The following is a 19710-nucleotide window of genomic DNA, read 5'->3' on the forward strand; positions in this document are numbered from 1 at the left end:
CATGGCATCGATCGATATCAAGAATATCCAAAAATCCTACGGTCATTTCCCGGTGCTGCACGGGGTCGACTTGGAAATCAAGGATGGCGAATTCGTTGTGCTCGTCGGCCCGTCGGGTTGCGGCAAATCCACCCTATTGCGCATGATCGCGGGCCTTGAGAACGTGACCGGCGGCGAGATTTGTATCGCCGGGAACCGCGTCAACGAGCTGCATCCGAAGGATCGCGACATTGCCATGGTGTTTCAGTCCTACGCGCTTTATCCGCACATGAATGTTGCCGGCAATATGAGTTACAGCCTGAAGCTCCGGAAGACGGCGAAGGAAAAGATCGCCAGTGCTGTCGCAGGCGCTGCCTCCAAGCTCGGCCTCGATCCGCTGCTCGAACGCCGGCCGAAGGCGCTCTCTGGCGGCCAGCGGCAGCGCGTCGCCATGGGCCGCGCCATCGTGCGTCAGCCGAAAGCCTTCCTGTTTGACGAGCCGCTGTCGAACCTCGATGCGCGCCTGCGCGAGCAGATGCGTGCTGAAATCAAGAAACTGCATGGTGATCTCAAGGCAACCTCGATCTATGTAACCCACGACCAAATCGAGGCGATGACGCTGGCGGACCGGATCGTCGCCATGCATGGCGGTGTCGTGCAGCAGGTCGGAAGCCCCCTGGAGCTCTACGACCGTCCCGCCAATCTCTTCGTTGCAGGTTTTATCGGTTCACCGGGCATGAATTTCCTCGAAGCGAGCTATGAGGCAGGCGGCGTGAAGCTGAAAGACGGCACGGTCGTGCCGCTCGATAAGTCACTGCCGTTGTCGAACGCCGAAAGAGTCACGCTCGGCATCCGGCCGGAACATGTCGTCATGAGCGGCGACGGCGCAGGAGTTGCTGCCGATGTCGAACTCGTCGAGCCGACGGGCTTCGGCATCATCCTGCACCTTTCGCTGCATGGCCTGCCGTTCAAGATTTTTACGCTTGATCGTGAAGCGCTGAGCGCGGGACCGAAGGTCAACGTCGCCTTTCCGGCCAAGCACCTGCATGTGTTCAACGGCGAGGGTAATCGCGTCGATTGAATATGTACTCACAATGCGCTTCGAGCGGAAAAGGCTTTCGTTGCAGAGCCCGCGGAGGCTATATCATCAGACGATGATCCCCCTGGAATGGATATTATGACAGGCACCGTTCTCGACCGCTTTCTCCGCTATGTCGTCATCGACACCCAATCCGACCCTTCCTCTTCGACACAGCCGACCACCGAGAAGCAGAAAGATCTCGGCCGGGTTCTGGTTGAGGAGCTCCTGGCGATCGGTCTTTCGGATGCACATCTCGACGAGCATGGTTACGTCTATGCGACCATTCCGGCCAATACTGACAAGAACGTGCCGGTCATCTGTTTCTGCTCGCATATGGATACAGCGCCTGACTTCACCGGCACGAACGTCAAGCCGCAGATAGTGAAGAACTATGCCGGCGGAGATATACCGCTTCCCGGCGACCCGAGCCGCGTAATTCGCGTCTCTGAACATCCCCAGTTAAACCATCAGATCGGCAACGACATCATCACCACTGATGGAACGACCTTGCTTGGTGCTGACGACAAGGCCGGGCTGGCGGAAATCATGGCCGCGGCAAAGATCCTCGTCGACAATCCCGAGATCAAGCACGGCACGATCAAGATACTTTTTACGCCTGATGAAGAGGTCGGCCGCGGCGTCAACAAGGTCGATCTGGAGAAGCTTGGCGCGGATTTCGCTTATACGATGGATGGCGAAACCGCCGGCCATATCGAGGACGAGACATTTTCGGCCGATGGCGTCGATATCGTCATTACCGGCGTGGCGATTCATCCCGGTTTCGCCAAGGACCGGATGGAAAACGCCATCAAGATCGCCGGCACGATCATTGACCGGCTGCCGAAGGAGATCGCGCCTGAGACGACGGAGGGGAAGCAGGGCTTCATTCATCCAACCGGTGTGGCCGGCTCGATGGAAAAGGCAGCGATCAGCCTCATCATTCGCGATTTCACCGACGAAGGTCTGACGGAAAAGGAAACCATGCTTGAAGCGATCGTCAAGGATGTGATGAAGGCCTATCCGGGCTCGACCTATCGCTTTGACGTGAAGGAGCAGTATCGCAACATGAAAGTGGTGCTCGACCGTCGTCCTGAAATCGTCGAAAACGCCGTTGAGGCGGTACGCCGGGCGGGGATGACGCCGGTGCGGGGCAGCATTCGCGGTGGTACGGATGGCTCGCGCCTTTCCTTCATGGGCCTGCCATGCCCGAATATTTTCGCCGGCGGCCACGCGTTCCATTCGCCGCTGGAATGGATCAGCCGCCAGGACATGGAAAAGGCCGTCAGCACGATTGTGGAGCTCGCCAAGGTCTGGGAGGAGCGAGCCTAGAGCATGTTGCACAAAGTGCGCGGCTATTTTGTGCCAACGACAGGCGTAAAACAAAGACCTAAGGCGCGGCGGGAGGATCTGAAAGATCGCGACGCGCTTCAGCGCTCTTCCTTTGCGGATCAGCCGCCGATCGCTGGAATGCTTGGCCGCAACATCACGCTGTCATAGGCGGGGCGTGGCGTCGGGATGGCGATTGGCGTGCCGGGGGCAGGCTCGATCGCGGTTACCGCCGCAGGCATCGGCAACGGATTGATGCTTGCCGTCGGCGCGGGATCCGGAGAAGGGATCGGGACCGGAACTTCTGACGGGATCAGCACCGCAAACTGCGGCGGCAGCATGCTCTCACCCGGCACGTAATTCATCGCGACTTCGTAAGAAGGCAGCGGCGGCGGCGTCTCGAGCGTGCCGTCTTCATCGCGCTTCTCGTAGAAGGCGTTGCCGCCTGCGACCGTCACATAATGCATATTATTGTAGGGGAATTTCAATCCCGCAGTGTGGAAGAACATCGCATCCCCAACAGCCGGATGACGTTCGCCGCTCAGGATCGCGTCGGCCGCAGTTGCAAGTTCGGGCTCTGCCTGCGGCTTGACCTCGCGCGTCATCACGCCGGGTGCAAACTGCTTCTTTTGCGCCACCACGCCGCAGATGGAGTCGGCATAAGCGCCGGAGGTCAGTCTGTTCATGACGACACTGCCTACCGCCATATAGCCGGCCTCATCCGAATGCTGCGATTCGAAATACATCGCTCGCTTGAGGCAGTCGCGATCCTTGGTGGTATAATTGAAGGTGACTTTTGCCGACTGAGCCTGTTTCGGTTTGGCTTTGACCGGCGCTGCCGCCGGTTTCGGTGTGGTTGTGCAGCTTGCAGCTGCTAATCCTACGAACAAAATCCCAACCAGGGATTTTCCAAAGGAAATCTCCGCCCTCAACGCTAGGTGCCTCCTATTGGATTTAGTCCAGCCCTTTTCGATACAGCGAAAACGTTTTACCCGGCATGTGACAAAAATACAAACAACCGGAGATAACAAAAATAACAAAGGGTTCCCGCCCAAATACGATTCTGGCGGGAACCAGATTGCAGTGATATCAATTGCGGAAAAGCTTCCAGCGGATCGGCTTGAAGGCAACCCGTGAGCGATCCAACCTGTCGGCTTCGCTCGGCGGCAGTTCGATTTCGATATGCGGCCGGTCCTTGCCGATATCGAGTTCGATATGGCGGGTGCCTGCGACGCGCCGGCTTGCGACCGGTTGGCCGGCAATGCAGTTTTCGGCGGATTCGCAAAGCCGGACATCGTGCGGGCGGAAATAGAGCTGCGCAGCGCCATCAGCTTCGCCCTCCGCGTTAAGACCGAGCGAACGGCCTTCGAAGCGGATATCGCCGTCGGCGACTTCTACCTGCAGGCAGTTGGATTGGCCTACGAAGCCGAAGACGAAAGGTGAGTTGGGGCTGTCGTAGACCTGGTCGGGCGTGCCGACTTGCTCTATCGCACCCTGGCTCATGACCACGACACGATCGGCAAGTTCCATCGCCTCGTCCTGATCGTGGGTGACGAAAACGGTCGTATGGCCGGTGCGGTCATGGATTTCGCGCAGCCACTTGCGCAGGTCCTTGCGCACTTGTGCGTCGAGCGCGCCGAAAGGCTCGTCTAGCAGCAGAACGTTCGGTTCGACCGCCATCGCTCGGGCAAGGGCCACGCGCTGACGCTGGCCGCCGGAAAGCTGCGCCGGATAACGTTTTTCAAGACCAGAGAGTTGCACCAGATCGAGCAGCTCCAAAGCGCGCTTGCGGATGTCGGCCTTCGACGGACGACGGGCGGCATTGCGCACCTTCAGACCGAAAGAGACGTTGTCGAGCACCGTCATATGGCGGAAAAGTGCATAGTGCTGGAACACAAAGCCGATATTGCGCTGCTGGACAGTCTTTCGCGACGCATCTTCCACGCCGAAGAAGATTTGGCCCTCGGTCGGGCTTTCAAGGCCGGCAATGAGACGCAGCAGTGTAGTCTTGCCGGAGCCCGAGGGGCCGAGTAATGCGATCAGTTCGCCGGAGCGGATGTCGAGCGAGACATCGTGCAGCGCCGGAAAGCGGTCGAATTCCTTGCGTAGGTTTTGGACGCGTACTTCCATTCTATTTCCTTCAGTGCCGCCGGCTGGCGGCGATTTCGGCGCTATAGCGCATTTCCAGCAGCGTCTTCAAAACAAGCGTGACGAGGGCAAGCAGAGCCAGAAGCGAAGCAACCGCGAAGGCCCCGGTGAAATTATATTCGTTGTAGAGGATTTCCACCTGCAACGGCATCGTATTGGTCTGGCCACGAATATGGCCCGATACGACCGACACGGCGCCGAATTCGCCCATGGCACGGGCATTGCAGAGAAGCACTCCGTAGAGCAGGCCCCATTTGATGTTCGGCAGCGTGACGTGCCAGAAGGCTTGCCAGCCGCTCGCACCAAGCGAAAGGGCCGCTTCTTCATCCTGCGTTCCCTGTTCTTGCATGAGCGGGATAAGCTCGCGCGCAACGAAGGGGAAGGTGACGAACATGGTGGCGAGGATCAACCCAGGCGGCGCAAACAAGATCTTGATATCGTTGGCGGAGAGCCACTGACCGAGCCAGGTATTGGCGCCGAAGAGCAGCACGAAGACGAGGCCCGAGATAACAGGCGAAACCGAGAAGGGCAGATCGATCAGTGTGGTCAGGAACGCCTTACCCTTGAATTCGAATTTGGCGATCGCCCAGGCGGCGGCTACGCCGAACGTAAGATTCAAAGGCACGCTGATGCCAGCGACGATCAGCGTCAGGCGGATGGCTGAGAAAGTCTCTGCATCCTGGAGAGCCGTGAGAAATGAACCTGCACCCTTGCGGAAGGCCTCGACGAAGACCGCCGCCAACGGCAGCAGCAGGATCAACAACAGGAAGAGCAGGGAGATGACGACCAGTGTGATACGGGCGACTTTGCCTTCGGTGACCGCCGAATGGAGTTGACGCGGCTCAGCCGACGTGGAGTTTGGAATAGCGTTAGATGCCATAACCGTACCTCCGTCTGCTCGAACTCTGAATAAGATTGATGACGAGCAGCATAATGAAGGAAATGATCAGCATGATCGCCGCAATGCCTGTCGCTGCTGCATAATTATACTCTTCGAGCTTGATGACGATCAGGAGCGGCGCGATCTCCGATTTAAACGGCAGATTGCCGGCAATGAAGATGACGGAGCCGTATTCACCGACGGCGCGGGCGAAGGCGAGCGCGAAACCGGTCAGTACCGCGGGCCTAAGGCCCGGCAGCAGCACGTGCGCAATCGTCTGGAAGCGATTGGCGCCGAGTGTCGCGGCCGCCTCCTCAACTTCCTTGTCGATCTCCTCCATCACCGGCTGGACGGTGCGGACGATGAATGGCAGACCGACAAAGATAAGGGCGACGACAATGCCGGCCGGCGTGAAGGCGATCTTGATGCCGAGCGGCGTCAGGAATTGTCCGACCCAGCCATTTGGCGCGTAGAGTGTCGTCAACGCAATGCCGGCAACCGCCGTCGGCAGGGCGAAGGGCAGGTCCACCATGGCGTCGATAATGCGTTTGCCGGGGAACCGGTAGCGCACCAACACCCAGGCAAGCATGACGCCAAAGACGACATTCAGGCACGCGGCGATGAGGGCGCAGCCGAAGCTGATGCGCAGCGCGCTCAGCGTTCGTTGGTCGAAGGCAATGCCGAGGAATTTTTCCCAACCGAGAGCACTCGACCGCCAGGCAAGGCCGGACAGCGGGATAAGGACGATAAGGGTCAGCCAGATCAAGGTAAGGCCGAGCGCCAATCCGAAACCCGGAATGACGCTCGGCCGCTTGAACCGCCACCGCGTGGGGTTATTTGCGCTCATAAGACCTATTATTGGGCCGGCTTGTAGATCTGGTCAAATACGCCGCCGTCGCCGAAGAATTTCGGCTGTGCATCTTTCCAGCCGCCGAAGTCGTCGATGGTGGCGAGCGTCAGCTTCGGGAACCGGGCAATATCTGCCGGATCGGCCACTTCCGGCTTGATCGGGCGGTAATAATGCTTTGCCGCGATCTTCTGGCCTTCATCCGAATAGAGATAATTCAGATAGGCTTCGGCAACCTTGCGGGTGCCTTTCTTGTCGACGTTGCCGTCGACGATTGCGACCGGCGGATCGGCGCGGATCGAGAAAGCGGGCGTTACGATCTCGAACTGGTCGGGACCTAGTTCTTCGAGGGAGAGATAGGCTTCGTTTTCCCAGGCGAGCAAAACATCACCAAGCCCGCGCTGCACAAAGGTGGTCGTGGCACCACGCGCGCCGCTATCGAGAACCGGAACGTGCTGCAGGAGCTTGGTCACATAGTCCTGAGCCTTGGCTTCATCGCCACCATTCGCTTGTTTGGCCCATGCCCAGGCTGCAAGGAAGTTCCAGCGAGCGCCGCCCGAGGTCTTCGGGTTCGGCGTGATGACCTGAACGTCATCCTTAATCAGATCGCTCCAATCCTTGATGCTCTTGGGATTGCCCTTGCGCACGAGGAAGACGATCGTCGAGGTGTAAGGGGTGGAATTATTAGGGAACTTGCTCTTCCAGTCGGCCGGAATCTTGCCGGTCGCCTTGGCGATCGCGTCGATATCGCCTTCGAGGGCAAGGGTCACGACATCGGCATCAAGGCCGTCGATCACGGAGCGTGCCTGGGCGCCGGAGCCGCCGTGAGAAGCTTGGATCGTTACCGTTTCACCGCTGTCGGCCTTCCACTTCGCAGCGAAAGCGGCATTGAAGTCCTTATATAATTCGCGTGTCGGATCGTAGGAGACGTTGAGAAGCGTCTGATCTGCGAATGCCGGCGCAACGCTTCCGATCGCAAAGCTGCCCGCCATGAGCGCGGCCGCAATCAGCCGGGTGAGCCTGAAAGTCTGCATGGGAACCCTCCGTGGTTATGCCGCAAACTCTATCAACTAAGTCGTATAATGAAACGAAGATTGTTCCGGTTCTCCGGATCAATCTTAGAAAGCCATCCCATTTGAATGGCGGATCGCGGATCGGACATTCTGCCAGTTGGCCGCGGCCAATTGCGGCGCCGTGTCGCGCTACCGTGTTTTTTCTGCCACAGTTCGACCCACAAAGCGACATTGGTGTGTCGATTTTTAGTCTTCTTTTACAGCGCTGACGCCTTGAAATGCCTACATGGACTTCCGGTCGTTGGGATTCGGCGACCGATGGTGGGGGTGTCCTTGAAGCACTGCTTGCCTCTTTCAAACCGTAAAAGGTCTTTCTGATGTCTATTAAAACTATCCTTCTTGGCTCTGTTGCCGCCCTTGCAGCGGTTTCCGGAGCGCATGCAGCCGACGCTATCGTCGCAGCCGAGCCGGAGCCCGTAGAATATGTTCGCGTTTGCGACGCCTACGGGACCGGCTACTTCTATATCCCGGGCACCGAAACCTGCCTTCAGATCGGCGGTTATATCCGTACTGAAGTTCGTTTCGGCGAAAACGTCTCCGGCGATTCCGACGTGAACTTCTGGACTCGTGGTCAGGTTACCTTCCAGACCAAGAACGACACCGAGTACGGCACGCTCACGGGCGTTATCACGCTGCGTACCAATGCTGACAACGCCACCGATCAGGAAACTCTGCTCGATGAAGGCTACCTCGACATCGCCGGCTTCCGCGCCGGTAAGCAGTACAGCTGGTGGGATGACGATCTGAGCGGCGAGACGGATACGCTCTCCAGCAACGAGACGACCCACAATTCGATCCGCTATCAGTACGAGACTGGCAATTTCGCTGCCGGTATCTCGGTCGACGAACTTGAAGAAGCCTATGCAGAGAAGCCGGGCGAAGGCCCGAACAACTTCGGCGTAGCAGCTCAGGTTTCCTTCAAGAGCGGCGCGTTCAGCGGCTACCTCCTCGGTGGTTACGATACCGACAACGAAGAAGGCGCTATCCGCGCAATCGTCTATGCCGACATCGGCCCCGGCACGCTCGGCCTCGCTGGCATCTGGGCTAGCGGCGCCAACTACTACTACGAAGAGTCCGAATGGACGATCGCTGCCGAGTACAAGATGAAGATCACGGACAAGTGGGCCGTTACCCCCGCGTTCCAGTACTTCGACAAGATCGAGCTCGATGCTGATGGCGACTTCACTGGCGGCAGTGCCTACACCACCGGCGTCACCGTCGACTATCAGATCGCTGAAGATCTGCGCAGCAAGCTCAGCGTTCAGTATCACGACGAAGAAGACGGCGACGACGAAGTCTTCGGCTTCCTGCGTTTCCAGCGCGACTTCTAATAACAGGGGCCGCATCGGCCCCTTGGTTCTCGATTTGCCTTCCCCCCGCTTCCGCGGGGAGAAGGTCGGGTGCGTCAAAGCGTTTTTTCTTACACGCGCGAATCCGCGATGAAATCCGAATAGAATTCATCGACATTTCTGGCCTTGCGCATGGCGGCCAGGACGCCTTCCGATTGAAGCCTGCGGGCGATAGCGGCAAGCACGTTCAAATATTCCCCGCGATTGTTTTCGCCGAAAAGCAGTACGAAGGCGATATCAGTCGGGATATCATCGATCGCATCGAAATCCAGGGGCTGAGCGAAGCGGATCAGCAGACCGCGCGGGCTCGTCATGCCGTCGATCGCCGCATGCGGAACGGCAATGCCGTTACCGATGCCGGTAGAGCCTAGCTTTTCACGTGATTCGAGCGCCTTCAGGACGGTCTGGCCGTCAATGCCGAAAGCCTTGCCTGCCCTTTCGGAAATCGCCTGTAGCGCGCGCCACTTGGTCGCCACCGACAGGCCGATGAAGGTGTGTTCCGGCCGGATGATGTTGGAGAGGTTCATTTCATTCCCGATGCTGTTGTCGGCAGGTATCAGTCAGGCTCGCGGAGCCGGTAGCCGACACCGGTCTCGGTGGTGATATAGTGCGGTTGGTCCGGGATCTGCTCGACCTTTTGCCGCAGCTGGCGCACGTAGACGCGCAGATACTGCACGTCTGCCGCCGGACCCCACACCTGCTTCAAAAGAAATTGATGCGTCAGCACCTTGCCGGCATGCTGGGCGAGCACGCGTAGGATGTCGTATTCCTTCGGGGACAGCTTGATCTCCTTGCCGTCCACCTTGACGATGCGCTTGACGAGATCGATCGACAGGCCTCCCGTCTGGAAAATCGCCTTTTCTCCCTGCTGTTGCAGCCGGTGACGAAGTGCCACGCGGATACGGGCACCCAGTTCGTTGACGCCGAAGGGTTTCGTCACATAATCGTCGGCACCGCTTTCCAGCGCCTTGACGATGCCAGCCTCGTCGGTACGGCTTGAGAGGATGACGACAGGCATGATGAGTCCGCCCTCGCGCCATTCCTGCAAAAGGTCGTGGCCCGGCATGTCGGGAAGGCCGAGATCGAGCAGGATGAGATCGGGCTGGTCGTCCTTGACGGACTGGCGGGCCGCCCCGGCATTCGGCGCTTCATGAACTTCATAGCCTTGCGCAGTGAGGCCGACGCGTAAAAGCTTGCGGATCGGGGGCTCGTCGTCAACGACGAGAATCTTGACGGCTGAACCGGTCATTTGAGTTCATCCAGTTTTGGAATGCCATTCGGTTTGGGAAGGCGGATGGTGAAAACGGCTCCGGACCGGTCGGTCCGGTTGCCGGCCGTGATCGTCCCGCCCATCGCCTCGATGAAGCCCCGACATATGGAAAGGCCGAGGCCGGTGCCGGCGCGTACCTGATCGCCCTTGCGCACACGGTAGAAGGTGTCGAAGACACGGGTGAGGTCTACGGGAGGAATGCCAGGACCTTCGTCGGAGACCTGTACGACGACATTATCGGCATCCGCCCAACCTTCGATGCGGATGACGGAGCCCTCGGGCGCGTATTTTGCGGCGTTGTCAAGCAGGTTGAAGAGGACCTGCTCGAAGAGAACGGGATCGACGCGGATCATGGGCAGGTCGGCGGGGATCGTCATTTCCGTCCGGTGACGGTCGAGAATCTTGGCAGCGCGGCGCAGTGCGCTGCCAGCGATGTCGCCGGCATAATGCAGCGCATAATTCGGCTCCATGGCACCGGATTCGATCTTCGTCATGTCGAGCAGATTGGCGATGAAGCGGTTGAGGCGCTCGGATTCATCGACGACGGTCGAGAGAAGGTCAGTGCGGTCCTCCGCAGTCATGGAATCGAAATAGTCGCGGAGCGTGCCGGACGCGCCGAGGATCGCCGCGAGCGGCGTCTTCAGATCATGCGAGATGGACGTCAGCAGGGCCGAACGCAGGCGATCTGCTTCCGCCGCAAGCTTGGCGCGATCGACATCGGCGACGAGCTGTACGCGTTCGATGGCGAGCGCTGCCTGATCCGCCAGGGCATCCAGAAGACGTTGCTGCTCGGGCGTCAGTAGCGGGCCGTCGCGACGGTCGCTGTCGAGGCCGATGACGCCGACCGCCGTGCGGCCGGTGCGCAGCGGCACATAGAGGCGCTTGGCGCCCGGCAGCGTATCGGCGCCGCGCCCGGCGGCATGATTGTGCTCCCACGCCCAACGAGCCGCGGCAATATCGGCATCGTCAAGCGTATCGTCAGGCGGATAGCCGGCCTTGACCGCGATGGAGCCTTCTTCGGGAAGGAGCAGAACGACACGCACCCTGAGCATGGAGGCGAGCTGAAAGGCGGTCGCCCAGAGAACGTCATCCAGTGTGCCGGTTCCGGCGAGCTTCTTGGAAAAGAGATAGAGATTTTCGGTCGTCCGCGCCCTTTGACGGGCAGCCGCCGCCTGACGCTGCACCGTCGCCGTGAGATTTGAGGCGATAATGGCGACGCCGAGGAAGAAGAAGAGCGCCAGCACGCTTTCTGGATCGCTGATCGTCAGCGTGTAGCGCGGCGGCAGGAAAAAGAAGTTGAAGGAGAGGGCACTGAGGATACAGCTATAAAGTGCCGGCCGTAGGCCATGGATGACGGCTGAGGTCAGAACCGCCATCAGGAAAACGAGCGCAAGATTGCGCACGTCGAGCACCTGATCGAGCACCACACCGACAGCCAGCGCAATCGCGACATAGGCTGTCGAGACGAGATAGGCCCTGAAATTCAGCGTCGGGACGCTCGGGGCCGCCTTGACGCCGCGCTGCGAAGCCGTGTCTTTCTCGTTCCCGGAGATGACGTGGACGCTGATATCGCCGGCCTGCCGGATGAGCTCGTCGGTCGTCGAGCGGCTCCACCATTCGCGCCATGTTGGCTTCTTTGGTGCGCCGATGACGATGTGGGTAACATTGTTGGCGGTGGCGTGGCGCACCAGTTCCTCGGTCACCTCGCGGCCGGGAATGGTGATGGCCTCGCCGCCGAGCTGCTCAGCCAGCCTCAAAGTGGCGGCGATCGTATCGCGCTGCGTTTCTGAAAGATTGATGGAGCGGTTGGTCTCGATGTAGACGGCTGCCCAGGGAGCGCGCAGGCGCGCAGCCATGCGTGAGGCGTAGCGCACGAGCGAGGCGGAGCGGGGATGGTCGTCGATCGACACCAGCACGCGTTCGCCGGCAGCCCATGGGCCGGAAATGGCATGCGCCTGCATATGGGTCAGCAGCTGGTCGTCGACCCTCTGGGCGGTCTTTCGCAGTGCAAGTTCGCGCAATGCGGTCAGGTTGCCGGGCGTGAAGTAGTTCGTCAGCGCCCGCTCGGCGGTCTTTGCCACATAGACCTTTCCGTCATGAAGGCGCTTGATCAGGTCGTCGGGCGTCAGGTCGATGATTTCGATATCGTCGGCCATGTCGATCACGGAATCCGGTACGGTTTCGCGCACCCGGATGCGGGTGATCTGCGAAACGACGTCGTTCAGGCTTTCGACATGCTGGATGTTCAGCGTCGAATAGACGTCGATGCCTCGGTCAAGCAGTTCCTTGACGTCGAGATAGCGCTTCGGATGGCGGCTGCCTTCGGCATTGGTATGGGCAAGCTCATCGACAAGAACGAGGTCGGGCTTGCGGGCAAGGATGGCGTCGAGATCCATCTCTTCGAGCGACTGGCCGCGATAGGCGATCTTCACACGCGGAACGATCTCGAACCCGGCGAGCAGCGCCTCGGTTTCCTTGCGGCCGTGGGTCTCGACAACACCGATAACGACATCAAATCCATCGGACATCTTGGCGCGGCCGGAGACGAGCATTTCATAAGTCTTGCCGACGCCCGGTGCAGCGCCGAGGAAGATCTTGAGGCGCCCGCGCGACTCCGCCCGGGCCTTTTCGAGGAGCGCATCGGGCGAGGGCCTGCCGGCCTGGTCGCGGTTGTCGTCTGGCATGCAGTTCGGTCTTTCTTTACGAGCAAGCCCCGGCCCGCCTGCAGCGCTCCGGGGCTCTCAACCTTTACTGAGTCATAGAAGCATCAAGGCTCTGGTTCAACGCCAGAACATTGACGGTCGGCTCGCCGAGCACGCCGAGTTCGCGGCCGCTGACGGCTGCATCGACCAGCGCCTTGACCTTGGCTTCATCGACGCCGCGCGCCTTGGCGACGCGCGGAACCTGGAAGTAGGCGGCATCGGGCGAGATATGCGGATCGAGGCCGCTGCCCGAAGCAGTGACGAGGTCGGCGGGAACCTCGGCATTGGGGTTGGCTGCCTTGGCAGCTTCATAGTCGCCCTTCACACGGTCGATCAGCTTTTGGCTGGTTGGGCCGAGGTTGGAGCCGGAGGAGGCGGCGGCATTGTAGCCATCGCCGGCGGCGGACGGCCGGCCGTGGAAATATTTGTCGCTGGTGAAGGCCTGGCCAATCAGTCTGGAGCCGATGACCTGCCCGTCCTTTTCGATGAGGCTGCCGTTCGCCTGAGAAGGGAAGAGCGCCTGGGCGACTCCCGTCATGGCGAGCGGATAGAGGAGACCGGTGATGGCCGTGGTGGCAACGATCATGACGATTGCCGGGCGAAGTTCTTTAAGCATTGGATATCTCCTTAGGCGAGGCCGACAGTGGTGATGGCGATGTCAATCGCCTTGATGCCGACGAAGGGGACGATGATGCCGCCGAGACCGTAGATCAGCAGGTTGCGGGAGAGCAGCGCACCGGCCCCGATCGGGCGGTAACGGACACCCTTCAGTGAGAGCGGAATGAGCGCGATGATGATCAGCGCGTTGAAGATGATCGCCGACAGGATGGCGCTCTGCGGCGTGGCGAGACCCATGATGTTGAGCACGCCGAGCTGCGGATAGAAGGTCAGGAACATCGCGGGGATGATGGCGAAATATTTGGCAATGTCGTTGGCGATCGAGAAGGTCGTCAGCGCGCCGCGAGTCATCAGCAGCTGCTTGCCGATCTCGACGATCTCGATGAGTTTCGTCGGGTCGGAGTCAAGGTCGACCATGTTGCCGGCTTCTCGGGCTGCAACGGTGCCGGTGTTCATGGCAACGCCGACGTCAGCCTGAGCGAGAGCCGGCGCATCGTTCGTGCCGTCGCCGCACATGGCGACCAGCTTGCCCTTGGCCTGCTCCTCGCGGATCAGCTGCAGTTTGTTCTCAGGCGTTGCCTGGGCGAGGAAGTCGTCCACGCCGGCTTCGGCTGCAATTGCCGCTGCCGTCATCGAATTGTCGCCGGTAATCATGACGGTGCGGATGCCCATGCGGCGCAGCTCGTTGAAACGCTCGCGGATGCCGCCCTTGACGATATCCTTGAGCTGGATGATGCCAAGCAACCTGCCGTCGCGAGCAACGGCAAGTGGCGTGCCGCCGGCCTTAGCGATCTCGTCGGAGATCGACTGCAATTCGCGAACGACTTCGGCGCCGTTCTTCGAGGAAGCGTCACCATTGACATAGGAGAGCACCGCATCGACGGCACCCTTGCGGATCGAGGAGCCTTCGAGGTCGACGCCGCTCATGCGGGTTTGAGCGGTGAAGGGCACGAAAGTGGCCTTCAGGCCCGCCATATCGCGACCGCGGATAGCGTACCTTTCCTTGGCGAGTACGACGATGGAACGTCCTTCTGGCGTTTCGTCGGCGAGCGAGGCAAGCTGGGCCGCATCTGCGAGGTCCTGTTCGGAGACGCCACGGACCGGGCGGAAGCTGGTTGCCTGGCGGTTGCCCAGCGTGATCGTACCGGTCTTGTCGAGCAGCAGCGTATCGACGTCACCGGCGGCTTCGACGGCGCGGCCGGACATGGCGAGTACGTTGAAGCGGACGAGGCGGTCCATGCCGGCGATACCGATCGCCGAGAGCAGCGCACCGATGGTAGTCGGGATCAGCGTGACGAAAAGGGCAACGAGCACGATGATCGGGATCGAGCCGCCAGCATAGGCCGCAAAGCTCGGGATCGTCGCCGTGGCGAGCACGAAGATGAGCGTCATGCCTGCTAGCAGAATATTGAGCGCGATTTCGTTCGGCGTCTTCTGGCGCTCGGCACCTTCGACGAGCGAGATCATGCGGTCGAGGAAGGTCGAGCCGGCGGCCGCAGTGATGCGTACGCGGATCCAGTCGGAGAGAACCTGCGTGCCGCCGGTGACAGCTGAGCGGTCACCGCCGGATTCGCGGATGACTGGCGCGGACTCACCGGTGATGGCCGCTTCATTGACCGAGGCGACGCCTTCGACGACTTCACCGTCCGAGGGGATGATATCGCCGGCTTCGACGAGAACGACGTCGCCGACCTTCAGGCTCGTGCCCGGCACCATGCGGTAGCCGCTGCCGTTGTTGGCGGTCAAGAGCTTCGCCTGGGTTTCGGTGCGCGCCTTGCGTAGCGAGTCGGCCTGCGCCTTGCCGCGGCCTTCGGCTACCGCTTCGGCGAAGTTGGCAAAGAGTACGGTGAACCAGAGCCAGAGGTTGATCTGGAAGGAGAAGCCGAGATTGCCGCTACCTGAAACGAGATCGCGCAGGAACAGGACTGTGGTCAGTGCCGAGACCGTGGCCACGACGAACATGACCGGGTTCTTGGCGAGGGTGCGCGGGTTGAGCTTGGTGAAAGCGGCACCCACCGCCGGAATGAGAATGCGAGAATCAAGGATGCTCGCGGATTTTGCCTGGCTCATAAGAGACTCCAGCTTTGAAACGAGGATGGCGAACCGGCCGGCCGGTCAGCCCTGTAAAATTCTGACTGCGCAGACGACGACGAGCAGGCCTGCCATCATCACCAGGATGATGTCGGAAGCGCGCGGCATCCGCTGGGCTTCACGCCCCGGCAGACCGGGACGTGGATGGAAGGCTTTTCGCAGCCTGTGGCGCACGAGCATTGGCTGAGCCCTCAGAACGTTTGGCCCGCAAGGCCAACGAGATGCTCGACGACCGGCCCGAGAGCCAGCGCCGGCATGAAGGTGAGGCCGCCAACGATCAGGATCGTGCCGACGAGCAGTCCGACGAAGAGCGGGCCGTCCGTCGGGAAGGTGCCCGCCGAGGCCGGAACCGTCTTCTTCGCAACCAGTGAGCCCGCAATGGCAAGCGCCGGAATGATGACGAGGAAGCGACCCATCAGCATGTCGATGCCGAGCGAGATATTGTACCAGGGCGTATTACCCGTCAGACCGCCGAAAGCCGAACCGTTGTTGGCCGCACCCGACGTGTAGGCATAGAGGATTTCGGAGAAGCCGTGCGGGCCGTCGGTGCCGACGGAGGCGACAGCCGAAGGCATCACGGTGGCAATGGCAGTGAAGACCAGCATCGCGAGCGGCAGGCAGAGGATGGCGAGAACGGCCATCTTCATTTCCTTCGACTCGATCTTCTTTCCGAGATATTCCGGCGTGCGGCCGACCATCAGACCTGCCACGAAGACGGCAACGATGATGAAGAGCAGAATGCCGTAGAAGCCGGCACCGACACCGCCGACGATGATTTCGCCGAGCTGCATGTTGATGAGCGGAATCAGGCCGCCGAGTGCGGTGAACGAACCGTGCATGGCATTGACTGCGCCGCAAGATGCGGCCGTAGTGATGACCGCAAATAGCGAGGACATGGCAACGCCGAAGCGGACCTCCTTGCCTTCCATGTTGCCGCCCTGCAGGCCGAAGGCATGCATCAACGGGTTACCGGCAGCCTCTGCCCAATAGGTGATGCCGACGCCGACGATGAAGAGGACGCCCATCGCAGCCAGGATCGCCCAGCCCTGACGCTGGTTGCCGACCATGCGGCCGAAGACGTTGGTCAGTGCCGCGCCGATCGCGAAGATCGAGACCATCTGGATGAGGTTGGAGAACGCATCCGGGTTTTCGAAAGGATGAGCGGAGTTGACATTGAAGAAACCGCCGCCATTGGTGCCGAGCATCTTGATGGCGAGCTGCGAGGCAACGGGGCCGACAGCGATCGTCTGCTTGGCGCCTTCAAGCGTCGTCGCATCAACATAAGGGCCGAGCGTCTGCGGAACTCCGAGCCAGACATAGGCAAGCGTCAGCACAATGCAGACTGGCAGCAGGATATAGAGGGTGGCGCGGATCACATCGACCCAGAAGTTGCCGATCGCCTTGCCCGATGCGCGCGAGAAGGCGCGGATGAAGGCTACGGCGATTGCCATGCCAGTCGCAGCCGACACGAAATTTTGAACCGTAAGGCCCATCATCTGAGTCAGGTAAGACATGGTGCTTTCGCCGCCGTAATTCTGCCAATTCGTATTGGTGACGAAGCTGACGGCGGTATTGAATGAAAGCTGCTCAGGCACCGCGGCCATGCCGGCCGGGTTATAGGGCAGCGCGCCCTGCAGACGCATAAGCGCGTAAAGCACGATGACGCCGAGCAGGTTGAACATCAGCATGGCGAAGGCATAGGAGGTCCAGTGCTGATCTTCGTGCTCGCTGGTGCCGGCAACGGCGTAAAGTCCCCGTTCGATTGGAACGAGGACCGGTGAAAGGAATGTGCGCTCGCCATTGAAGACACGCGTCATGTAACCGCCGAGCGGTTTGACGAGCACGAGGATGATCCCGCAGTAGAGCAGGATCTGAAGCCATCCGTTGAGGGTCATGGGAGGAAACTTTCAGTATCCGGCTGCTTCAATCAAAAGCGCCGGCTCTTTCAGAAACGTTCTGGGCGGATGAGAGCGTAGGTGAGGTAGACGGTGAGAAACACGGTCACGGCACCACTCAAGACATAATCGAGGGTCATCAATGTTTCTCCTGTCACAGCCTGTCGCAGGCGCACGTGTAGGCAAAGCAAAGCCCGAAAAATATGATTGCAGTGCCGAGTAGAATTATATCCATCATCGATCTTGACTCCGGTTTGTTATTCTTGGAGTCAGACAAGACAAAGGGCGCCATCCCGGCGGGTTGGCACCTTTTATGCTTTCTGGCGTGGAGATGATCTTTCCGATCTCTCGGACATTAATATGCGGCTAAAGTGCATAAAGGTTCGAGATTGGGCGGGAAGCATCAATATAAGAATCTTATAAACGCCTTTGTGCGCAAAGCCGGAATTCCGGCGTCGACTGCGGGCCGATATAAAACGCCGTGCCCGGTGAGCACGGCGCAACATCAGGTAACCCAATAACATAAGGGCTCAGGGATCGACCCGGAATTGATAGTGGCCTTCAGCGCTGCGGCCATCCATGGAGAGGACGTGCCAATTGAGCGTGTAAACACCAGGGGCCATCGCGGGATCGAGCGGGACCTTGAAGACCGATCCTTCAGGACCAGAGAGGAAGGGCTTGCCCGTAGGAAGCACCAGGCCCTGGGCATCGAGCAGAATCGCCGTCGAGCGGGCAAGATCGATCGGGCCGGTGAAGGTAAGTTCAAGATTGGCCGGCACCAGCTTTTCTTCCTGCTGGGGCGGCGGAAGGGATGCTTCCTCGATCGCCGCAGACGCCACGTTTGCGGCAAAGAGGATGGATGCGAACAGGCAGAATGACACGATCGATTTCATGACGGTCTTCCTTATATTGCCGTCCGCATGGTGCCGGGAGCGTCATGCCCCGCCGCGCCATGCTGGCGCATGCCTAATAACGCCGTGAGGGGTGATTTCGATCCCTTACGCGTGCGACAACCTGCACCGGCTGGTGAAGGGGCTGCGGCTGGCGGTATTGCTGGAATACGGCGACAGTCTCATTCAAGAGGTTGCGCCAGAATTCACGGAGCTGTCTTGTCGTCCGCGAGTAGGAGATCGGGTTCCTGCCGACATTGTCGTTGTCGTGCCTCATGGCTTTCTCCTTCTATTTCGCCGTCATCCTTACGCAAAAGTGTAGTCCTCGGCGCACCGTGGCGAAATCATACAGACGTCTAGGGCGGACTTATCTTTCGGGTGATAAGTGTGTGAGCATTTCGTCATATATTGAGCAAAAGCTTGTTTGATATGATTGAACTGCTGCGCCTTACGGTCTTATAGTCGCCGCAACGGCGCCCCATGAATCGCGGGAGCCATAGGGAAGGAAACCGGTTATGACCAAAGTCCGTGCGCTGGTACTTGAGCGCCAGCATGAGCTTGCGCTTCGCGATATCGATCTGCCTCTGGAGACTGGACCGGGGCAGGTGAAGATCAAGATCCACACCGTCGGCGTCTGCGGCTCGGATGTCCACTATTACACGCACGGCAAGATCGGCCCGTTCATCGTCAACGAGCCGATGGTGCTCGGTCATGAGGCGGCGGGCACGGTCGTCGAGGTCGGTGCCGGTGTCACGCATCTGGAGGTCGGTGATCGCGTCTGCATGGAACCCGGTATTCCGGATCCCAATTCCAAGGCAAGCCGGCTTGGCATGTACAATGTCGATCCGGCCGTCACCTTCTGGGCGACGCCTCCGATCCACGGTGTGCTGACGCCTGAGGTCGTGCACCCGGCCAACTATACGTTCAAGCTGCCCGACAATGTCAGCTTCGCCGAAGGCGCAATGGTCGAGCCTTTCGCGGTCGGCATGCAGGCGGCGACCAAGGCGAAGATAGCACCTGGCGACACCGCCGTCATCCTCGGCGCCGGTCCGATCGGCACCATGGTAGCGATCGCGGCACTTGCCGGCGGCTGCGCCCGGGCAATTGTCGCCGATCTTGCCCAGCCGAAGCTCGATATTGCTGCGCAGTACCAGGGCGTTATTCCGGTCAATATCCGCGAGAAGAACCTCGCCGAGGAAGTCCGCCGGCTGACCGATGGCTGGGGCGCGGATGTGGTCTTTGAATGCTCCGGCTCGCCGAAGGCTTGGGAGACGATCATGGCCTTGCCGCGGCCGGGCGGTGTCATCGTCGCCGTCGGTCTGCCGGTCAATCCTGTTGGTTTCGACGTCTCGACGGCTTCGACCAAGGAAATCCGCATCGAGACCGTATTCCGTTATGCGCACCAATATGAACGCTCGATCGCACTTCTCGGATCGGGCCGCGTCGACCTGAAGCCGCTGATCTCAGAGACTTTTACATTTGAGGAGTCCATCAAGGCCTTCGATCGCGCGGTCGAGGCACGACCTGATGACGTCAAGCTGCAGATCGTGATGGAATAGGC

The 19710-nt window shown here is 59.9% G+C and carries 18 protein-coding genes; 4 read left to right on the top strand and 14 right to left on the bottom strand.

The features are described from left to right. Window position 1 precedes the first annotated feature (1 nt). Window positions 2-1060: an ABC transporter ATP-binding protein gene (locus tag FHX08_RS22250; protein ID WP_132656739.1), complete on the top strand. Its 1059-nt coding sequence runs from the start codon at window positions 2-4 to the stop codon at window positions 1058-1060. Window positions 1061-1156: 96 nt separating this feature from the next. Further along, a complete protein-coding gene (pepT, locus tag FHX08_RS22255) occupies window positions 1157-2389 on the top strand; it encodes a peptidase T (RefSeq protein ID WP_132656740.1) in 1233 nt (410 codons plus the stop codon). A gap of 119 nt (window positions 2390-2508) precedes the next feature. On the opposite strand, the gene FHX08_RS22260 is transcribed toward pepT, so the two are convergent. The 5 genes from FHX08_RS22260 to FHX08_RS22280 all read right to left on the bottom strand — a co-directional run bounded on the left by FHX08_RS22260 (window position 2509) and on the right by FHX08_RS22280 (window position 7295). Further along, window positions 2509-3318 (bottom strand): cell wall hydrolase, encoded by an 810-nt coding sequence (locus FHX08_RS22260; protein ID WP_132656741.1) that lies wholly within the window; start codon window positions 3316-3318, stop codon window positions 2509-2511. Between the two features lie 157 nt (window positions 3319-3475). Then, window positions 3476-4516, bottom strand: a complete 1041-nt coding sequence (locus FHX08_RS22265; RefSeq protein WP_132656742.1) for a sulfate/molybdate ABC transporter ATP-binding protein — start codon at window positions 4514-4516, stop codon at window positions 3476-3478. Between the two features lie 10 nt (window positions 4517-4526). Continuing rightward, window positions 4527-5414: a sulfate ABC transporter permease subunit CysW gene (gene cysW, locus FHX08_RS22270; protein WP_132656743.1), complete on the bottom strand. Its 888-nt coding sequence runs from the start codon at window positions 5412-5414 to the stop codon at window positions 4527-4529. After that, window positions 5404-6261 carry a sulfate ABC transporter permease subunit CysT gene (cysT, locus tag FHX08_RS22275; protein WP_132656744.1) on the bottom strand — a complete coding sequence of 286 codons (858 nt, stop codon included), beginning with the start codon at window positions 6259-6261 and terminating at the stop codon, window positions 5404-5406. The genes cysW and cysT overlap by 11 nt, the downstream gene beginning before the upstream one ends. Window positions 6262-6269: 8 nt before the next feature. Continuing rightward, complete coding sequence (locus FHX08_RS22280) at window positions 6270-7295, bottom strand: sulfate ABC transporter substrate-binding protein (RefSeq protein WP_132656745.1); 1026 nt, start codon at window positions 7293-7295, stop codon at window positions 6270-6272. A 356-nt stretch (window positions 7296-7651) separates the two neighbouring features. On the opposite strand from FHX08_RS22280, the gene FHX08_RS22285 reads away from it, so the two are divergent. After that, on the top strand, window positions 7652-8665 hold the full coding sequence (locus FHX08_RS22285; RefSeq protein WP_132656746.1) for a porin: 1014 nt from the start codon (window positions 7652-7654) through the stop codon (window positions 8663-8665). Window positions 8666-8754: 89 nt separating this feature from the next. Here the strand turns inward: FHX08_RS22285 and FHX08_RS22290 are convergent, their stop codons facing one another. The 9 genes from FHX08_RS22290 to FHX08_RS22330 form a co-directional block, all read right to left on the bottom strand. Further along, window positions 8755-9210 carry a PTS sugar transporter subunit IIA gene (locus FHX08_RS22290; protein WP_132656747.1) on the bottom strand — a complete coding sequence of 152 codons (456 nt, stop codon included), beginning with the start codon at window positions 9208-9210 and terminating at the stop codon, window positions 8755-8757. Between the two features lie 29 nt (window positions 9211-9239). After that, window positions 9240-9932, bottom strand: a complete 693-nt coding sequence (locus FHX08_RS22295; RefSeq protein WP_132656748.1) for a response regulator transcription factor — start codon at window positions 9930-9932, stop codon at window positions 9240-9242. Then, window positions 9929-12637 (bottom strand): sensor histidine kinase, encoded by a 2709-nt coding sequence (locus FHX08_RS22300; protein ID WP_132656749.1) that lies wholly within the window; start codon window positions 12635-12637, stop codon window positions 9929-9931. The genes FHX08_RS22295 and FHX08_RS22300 overlap by 4 nt, the downstream gene beginning before the upstream one ends. 64 nt (window positions 12638-12701) lie before the next feature. Then, a complete protein-coding gene (kdpC, locus tag FHX08_RS22305; RefSeq protein ID WP_132656750.1) occupies window positions 12702-13271 on the bottom strand; it encodes a potassium-transporting ATPase subunit KdpC in 570 nt (189 codons plus the stop codon). A gap of 11 nt (window positions 13272-13282) precedes the next feature. Continuing rightward, window positions 13283-15343, bottom strand: a complete 2061-nt coding sequence (gene kdpB / locus FHX08_RS22310; RefSeq protein ID WP_132656751.1) for a potassium-transporting ATPase subunit KdpB — start codon at window positions 15341-15343, stop codon at window positions 13283-13285. Between the two features lie 212 nt (window positions 15344-15555). Beyond that, the gene (gene kdpA, locus FHX08_RS22315; protein WP_132656752.1) at window positions 15556-17259 is read right to left on the bottom strand and encodes a potassium-transporting ATPase subunit KdpA; all 1704 of its coding nucleotides are present in this window, start codon (window positions 17257-17259) and stop codon (window positions 15556-15558) included. A gap of 50 nt (window positions 17260-17309) precedes the next feature. Beyond that, window positions 17310-17399 carry a K(+)-transporting ATPase subunit F gene (locus tag FHX08_RS22320; RefSeq protein WP_007825856.1) on the bottom strand — a complete coding sequence of 30 codons (90 nt, stop codon included), beginning with the start codon at window positions 17397-17399 and terminating at the stop codon, window positions 17310-17312. A 390-nt stretch (window positions 17400-17789) separates the two neighbouring features. After that, the gene (locus FHX08_RS22325) at window positions 17790-18152 is read right to left on the bottom strand and encodes a copper resistance protein CopC (RefSeq protein WP_132656753.1); all 363 of its coding nucleotides are present in this window, start codon (window positions 18150-18152) and stop codon (window positions 17790-17792) included. A 73-nt stretch (window positions 18153-18225) separates the two neighbouring features. Further along, window positions 18226-18426 (bottom strand): hypothetical protein, encoded by a 201-nt coding sequence (locus FHX08_RS22330; RefSeq protein ID WP_132656754.1) that lies wholly within the window; start codon window positions 18424-18426, stop codon window positions 18226-18228. A gap of 238 nt (window positions 18427-18664) precedes the next feature. Between FHX08_RS22330 and FHX08_RS22335 the strand changes: the two genes are divergently transcribed. Further along, window positions 18665-19708 carry an NAD(P)-dependent alcohol dehydrogenase gene (locus FHX08_RS22335; RefSeq protein WP_132656755.1) on the top strand — a complete coding sequence of 348 codons (1044 nt, stop codon included), beginning with the start codon at window positions 18665-18667 and terminating at the stop codon, window positions 19706-19708. The last annotated feature ends 2 nt before the right edge of the window (window positions 19709-19710 follow it).

Source organism: Rhizobium sp. BK529, from assembly GCF_014194105.1.
Classification (GTDB): domain Bacteria; phylum Pseudomonadota; class Alphaproteobacteria; order Rhizobiales; family Rhizobiaceae; genus Rhizobium.

Coding starts and splice junctions, on each gene's coding strand:
- FHX08_RS22265 (WP_132656742.1), bottom strand. CDS start 4,516: ATGGAAGTACGCGTCCAAAACCTACGCAAGGAATTCGACCGCTTTCCG.
- FHX08_RS22300 (WP_132656749.1), bottom strand. CDS start 12,637: ATGCCAGACGACAACCGCGACCAGGCCGGCAGGCCCTCGCCCGATGCG.
- FHX08_RS22295 (WP_132656748.1), bottom strand. CDS start 9,932: ATGACCGGTTCAGCCGTCAAGATTCTCGTCGTTGACGACGAGCCCCCG.
- FHX08_RS22290 (WP_132656747.1), bottom strand. CDS start 9,210: ATGAACCTCTCCAACATCATCCGGCCGGAACACACCTTCATCGGCCTG.
- FHX08_RS22325 (WP_132656753.1), bottom strand. CDS start 18,152: ATGAAATCGATCGTGTCATTCTGCCTGTTCGCATCCATCCTCTTTGCC.
- cysW (WP_132656743.1), bottom strand. CDS start 5,414: ATGGCATCTAACGCTATTCCAAACTCCACGTCGGCTGAGCCGCGTCAA.
- FHX08_RS22280 (WP_132656745.1), bottom strand. CDS start 7,295: ATGCAGACTTTCAGGCTCACCCGGCTGATTGCGGCCGCGCTCATGGCG.
- FHX08_RS22320 (WP_007825856.1), bottom strand. CDS start 17,399: ATGACCCTCGATTATGTCTTGAGTGGTGCCGTGACCGTGTTTCTCACC.
- kdpB (WP_132656751.1), bottom strand. CDS start 15,343: ATGAGCCAGGCAAAATCCGCGAGCATCCTTGATTCTCGCATTCTCATT.
- kdpC (WP_132656750.1), bottom strand. CDS start 13,271: ATGCTTAAAGAACTTCGCCCGGCAATCGTCATGATCGTTGCCACCACG.
- pepT (WP_132656740.1), top strand. CDS start 1,157: ATGACAGGCACCGTTCTCGACCGCTTTCTCCGCTATGTCGTCATCGAC.
- FHX08_RS22285 (WP_132656746.1), top strand. CDS start 7,652: ATGTCTATTAAAACTATCCTTCTTGGCTCTGTTGCCGCCCTTGCAGCG.
- kdpA (WP_132656752.1), bottom strand. CDS start 17,259: ATGACCCTCAACGGATGGCTTCAGATCCTGCTCTACTGCGGGATCATC.
- FHX08_RS22330 (WP_132656754.1), bottom strand. CDS start 18,426: ATGAGGCACGACAACGACAATGTCGGCAGGAACCCGATCTCCTACTCG.
- FHX08_RS22335 (WP_132656755.1), top strand. CDS start 18,665: ATGACCAAAGTCCGTGCGCTGGTACTTGAGCGCCAGCATGAGCTTGCG.
- cysT (WP_132656744.1), bottom strand. CDS start 6,261: ATGAGCGCAAATAACCCCACGCGGTGGCGGTTCAAGCGGCCGAGCGTC.
- FHX08_RS22250 (WP_132656739.1), top strand. CDS start 2: ATGGCATCGATCGATATCAAGAATATCCAAAAATCCTACGGTCATTTC.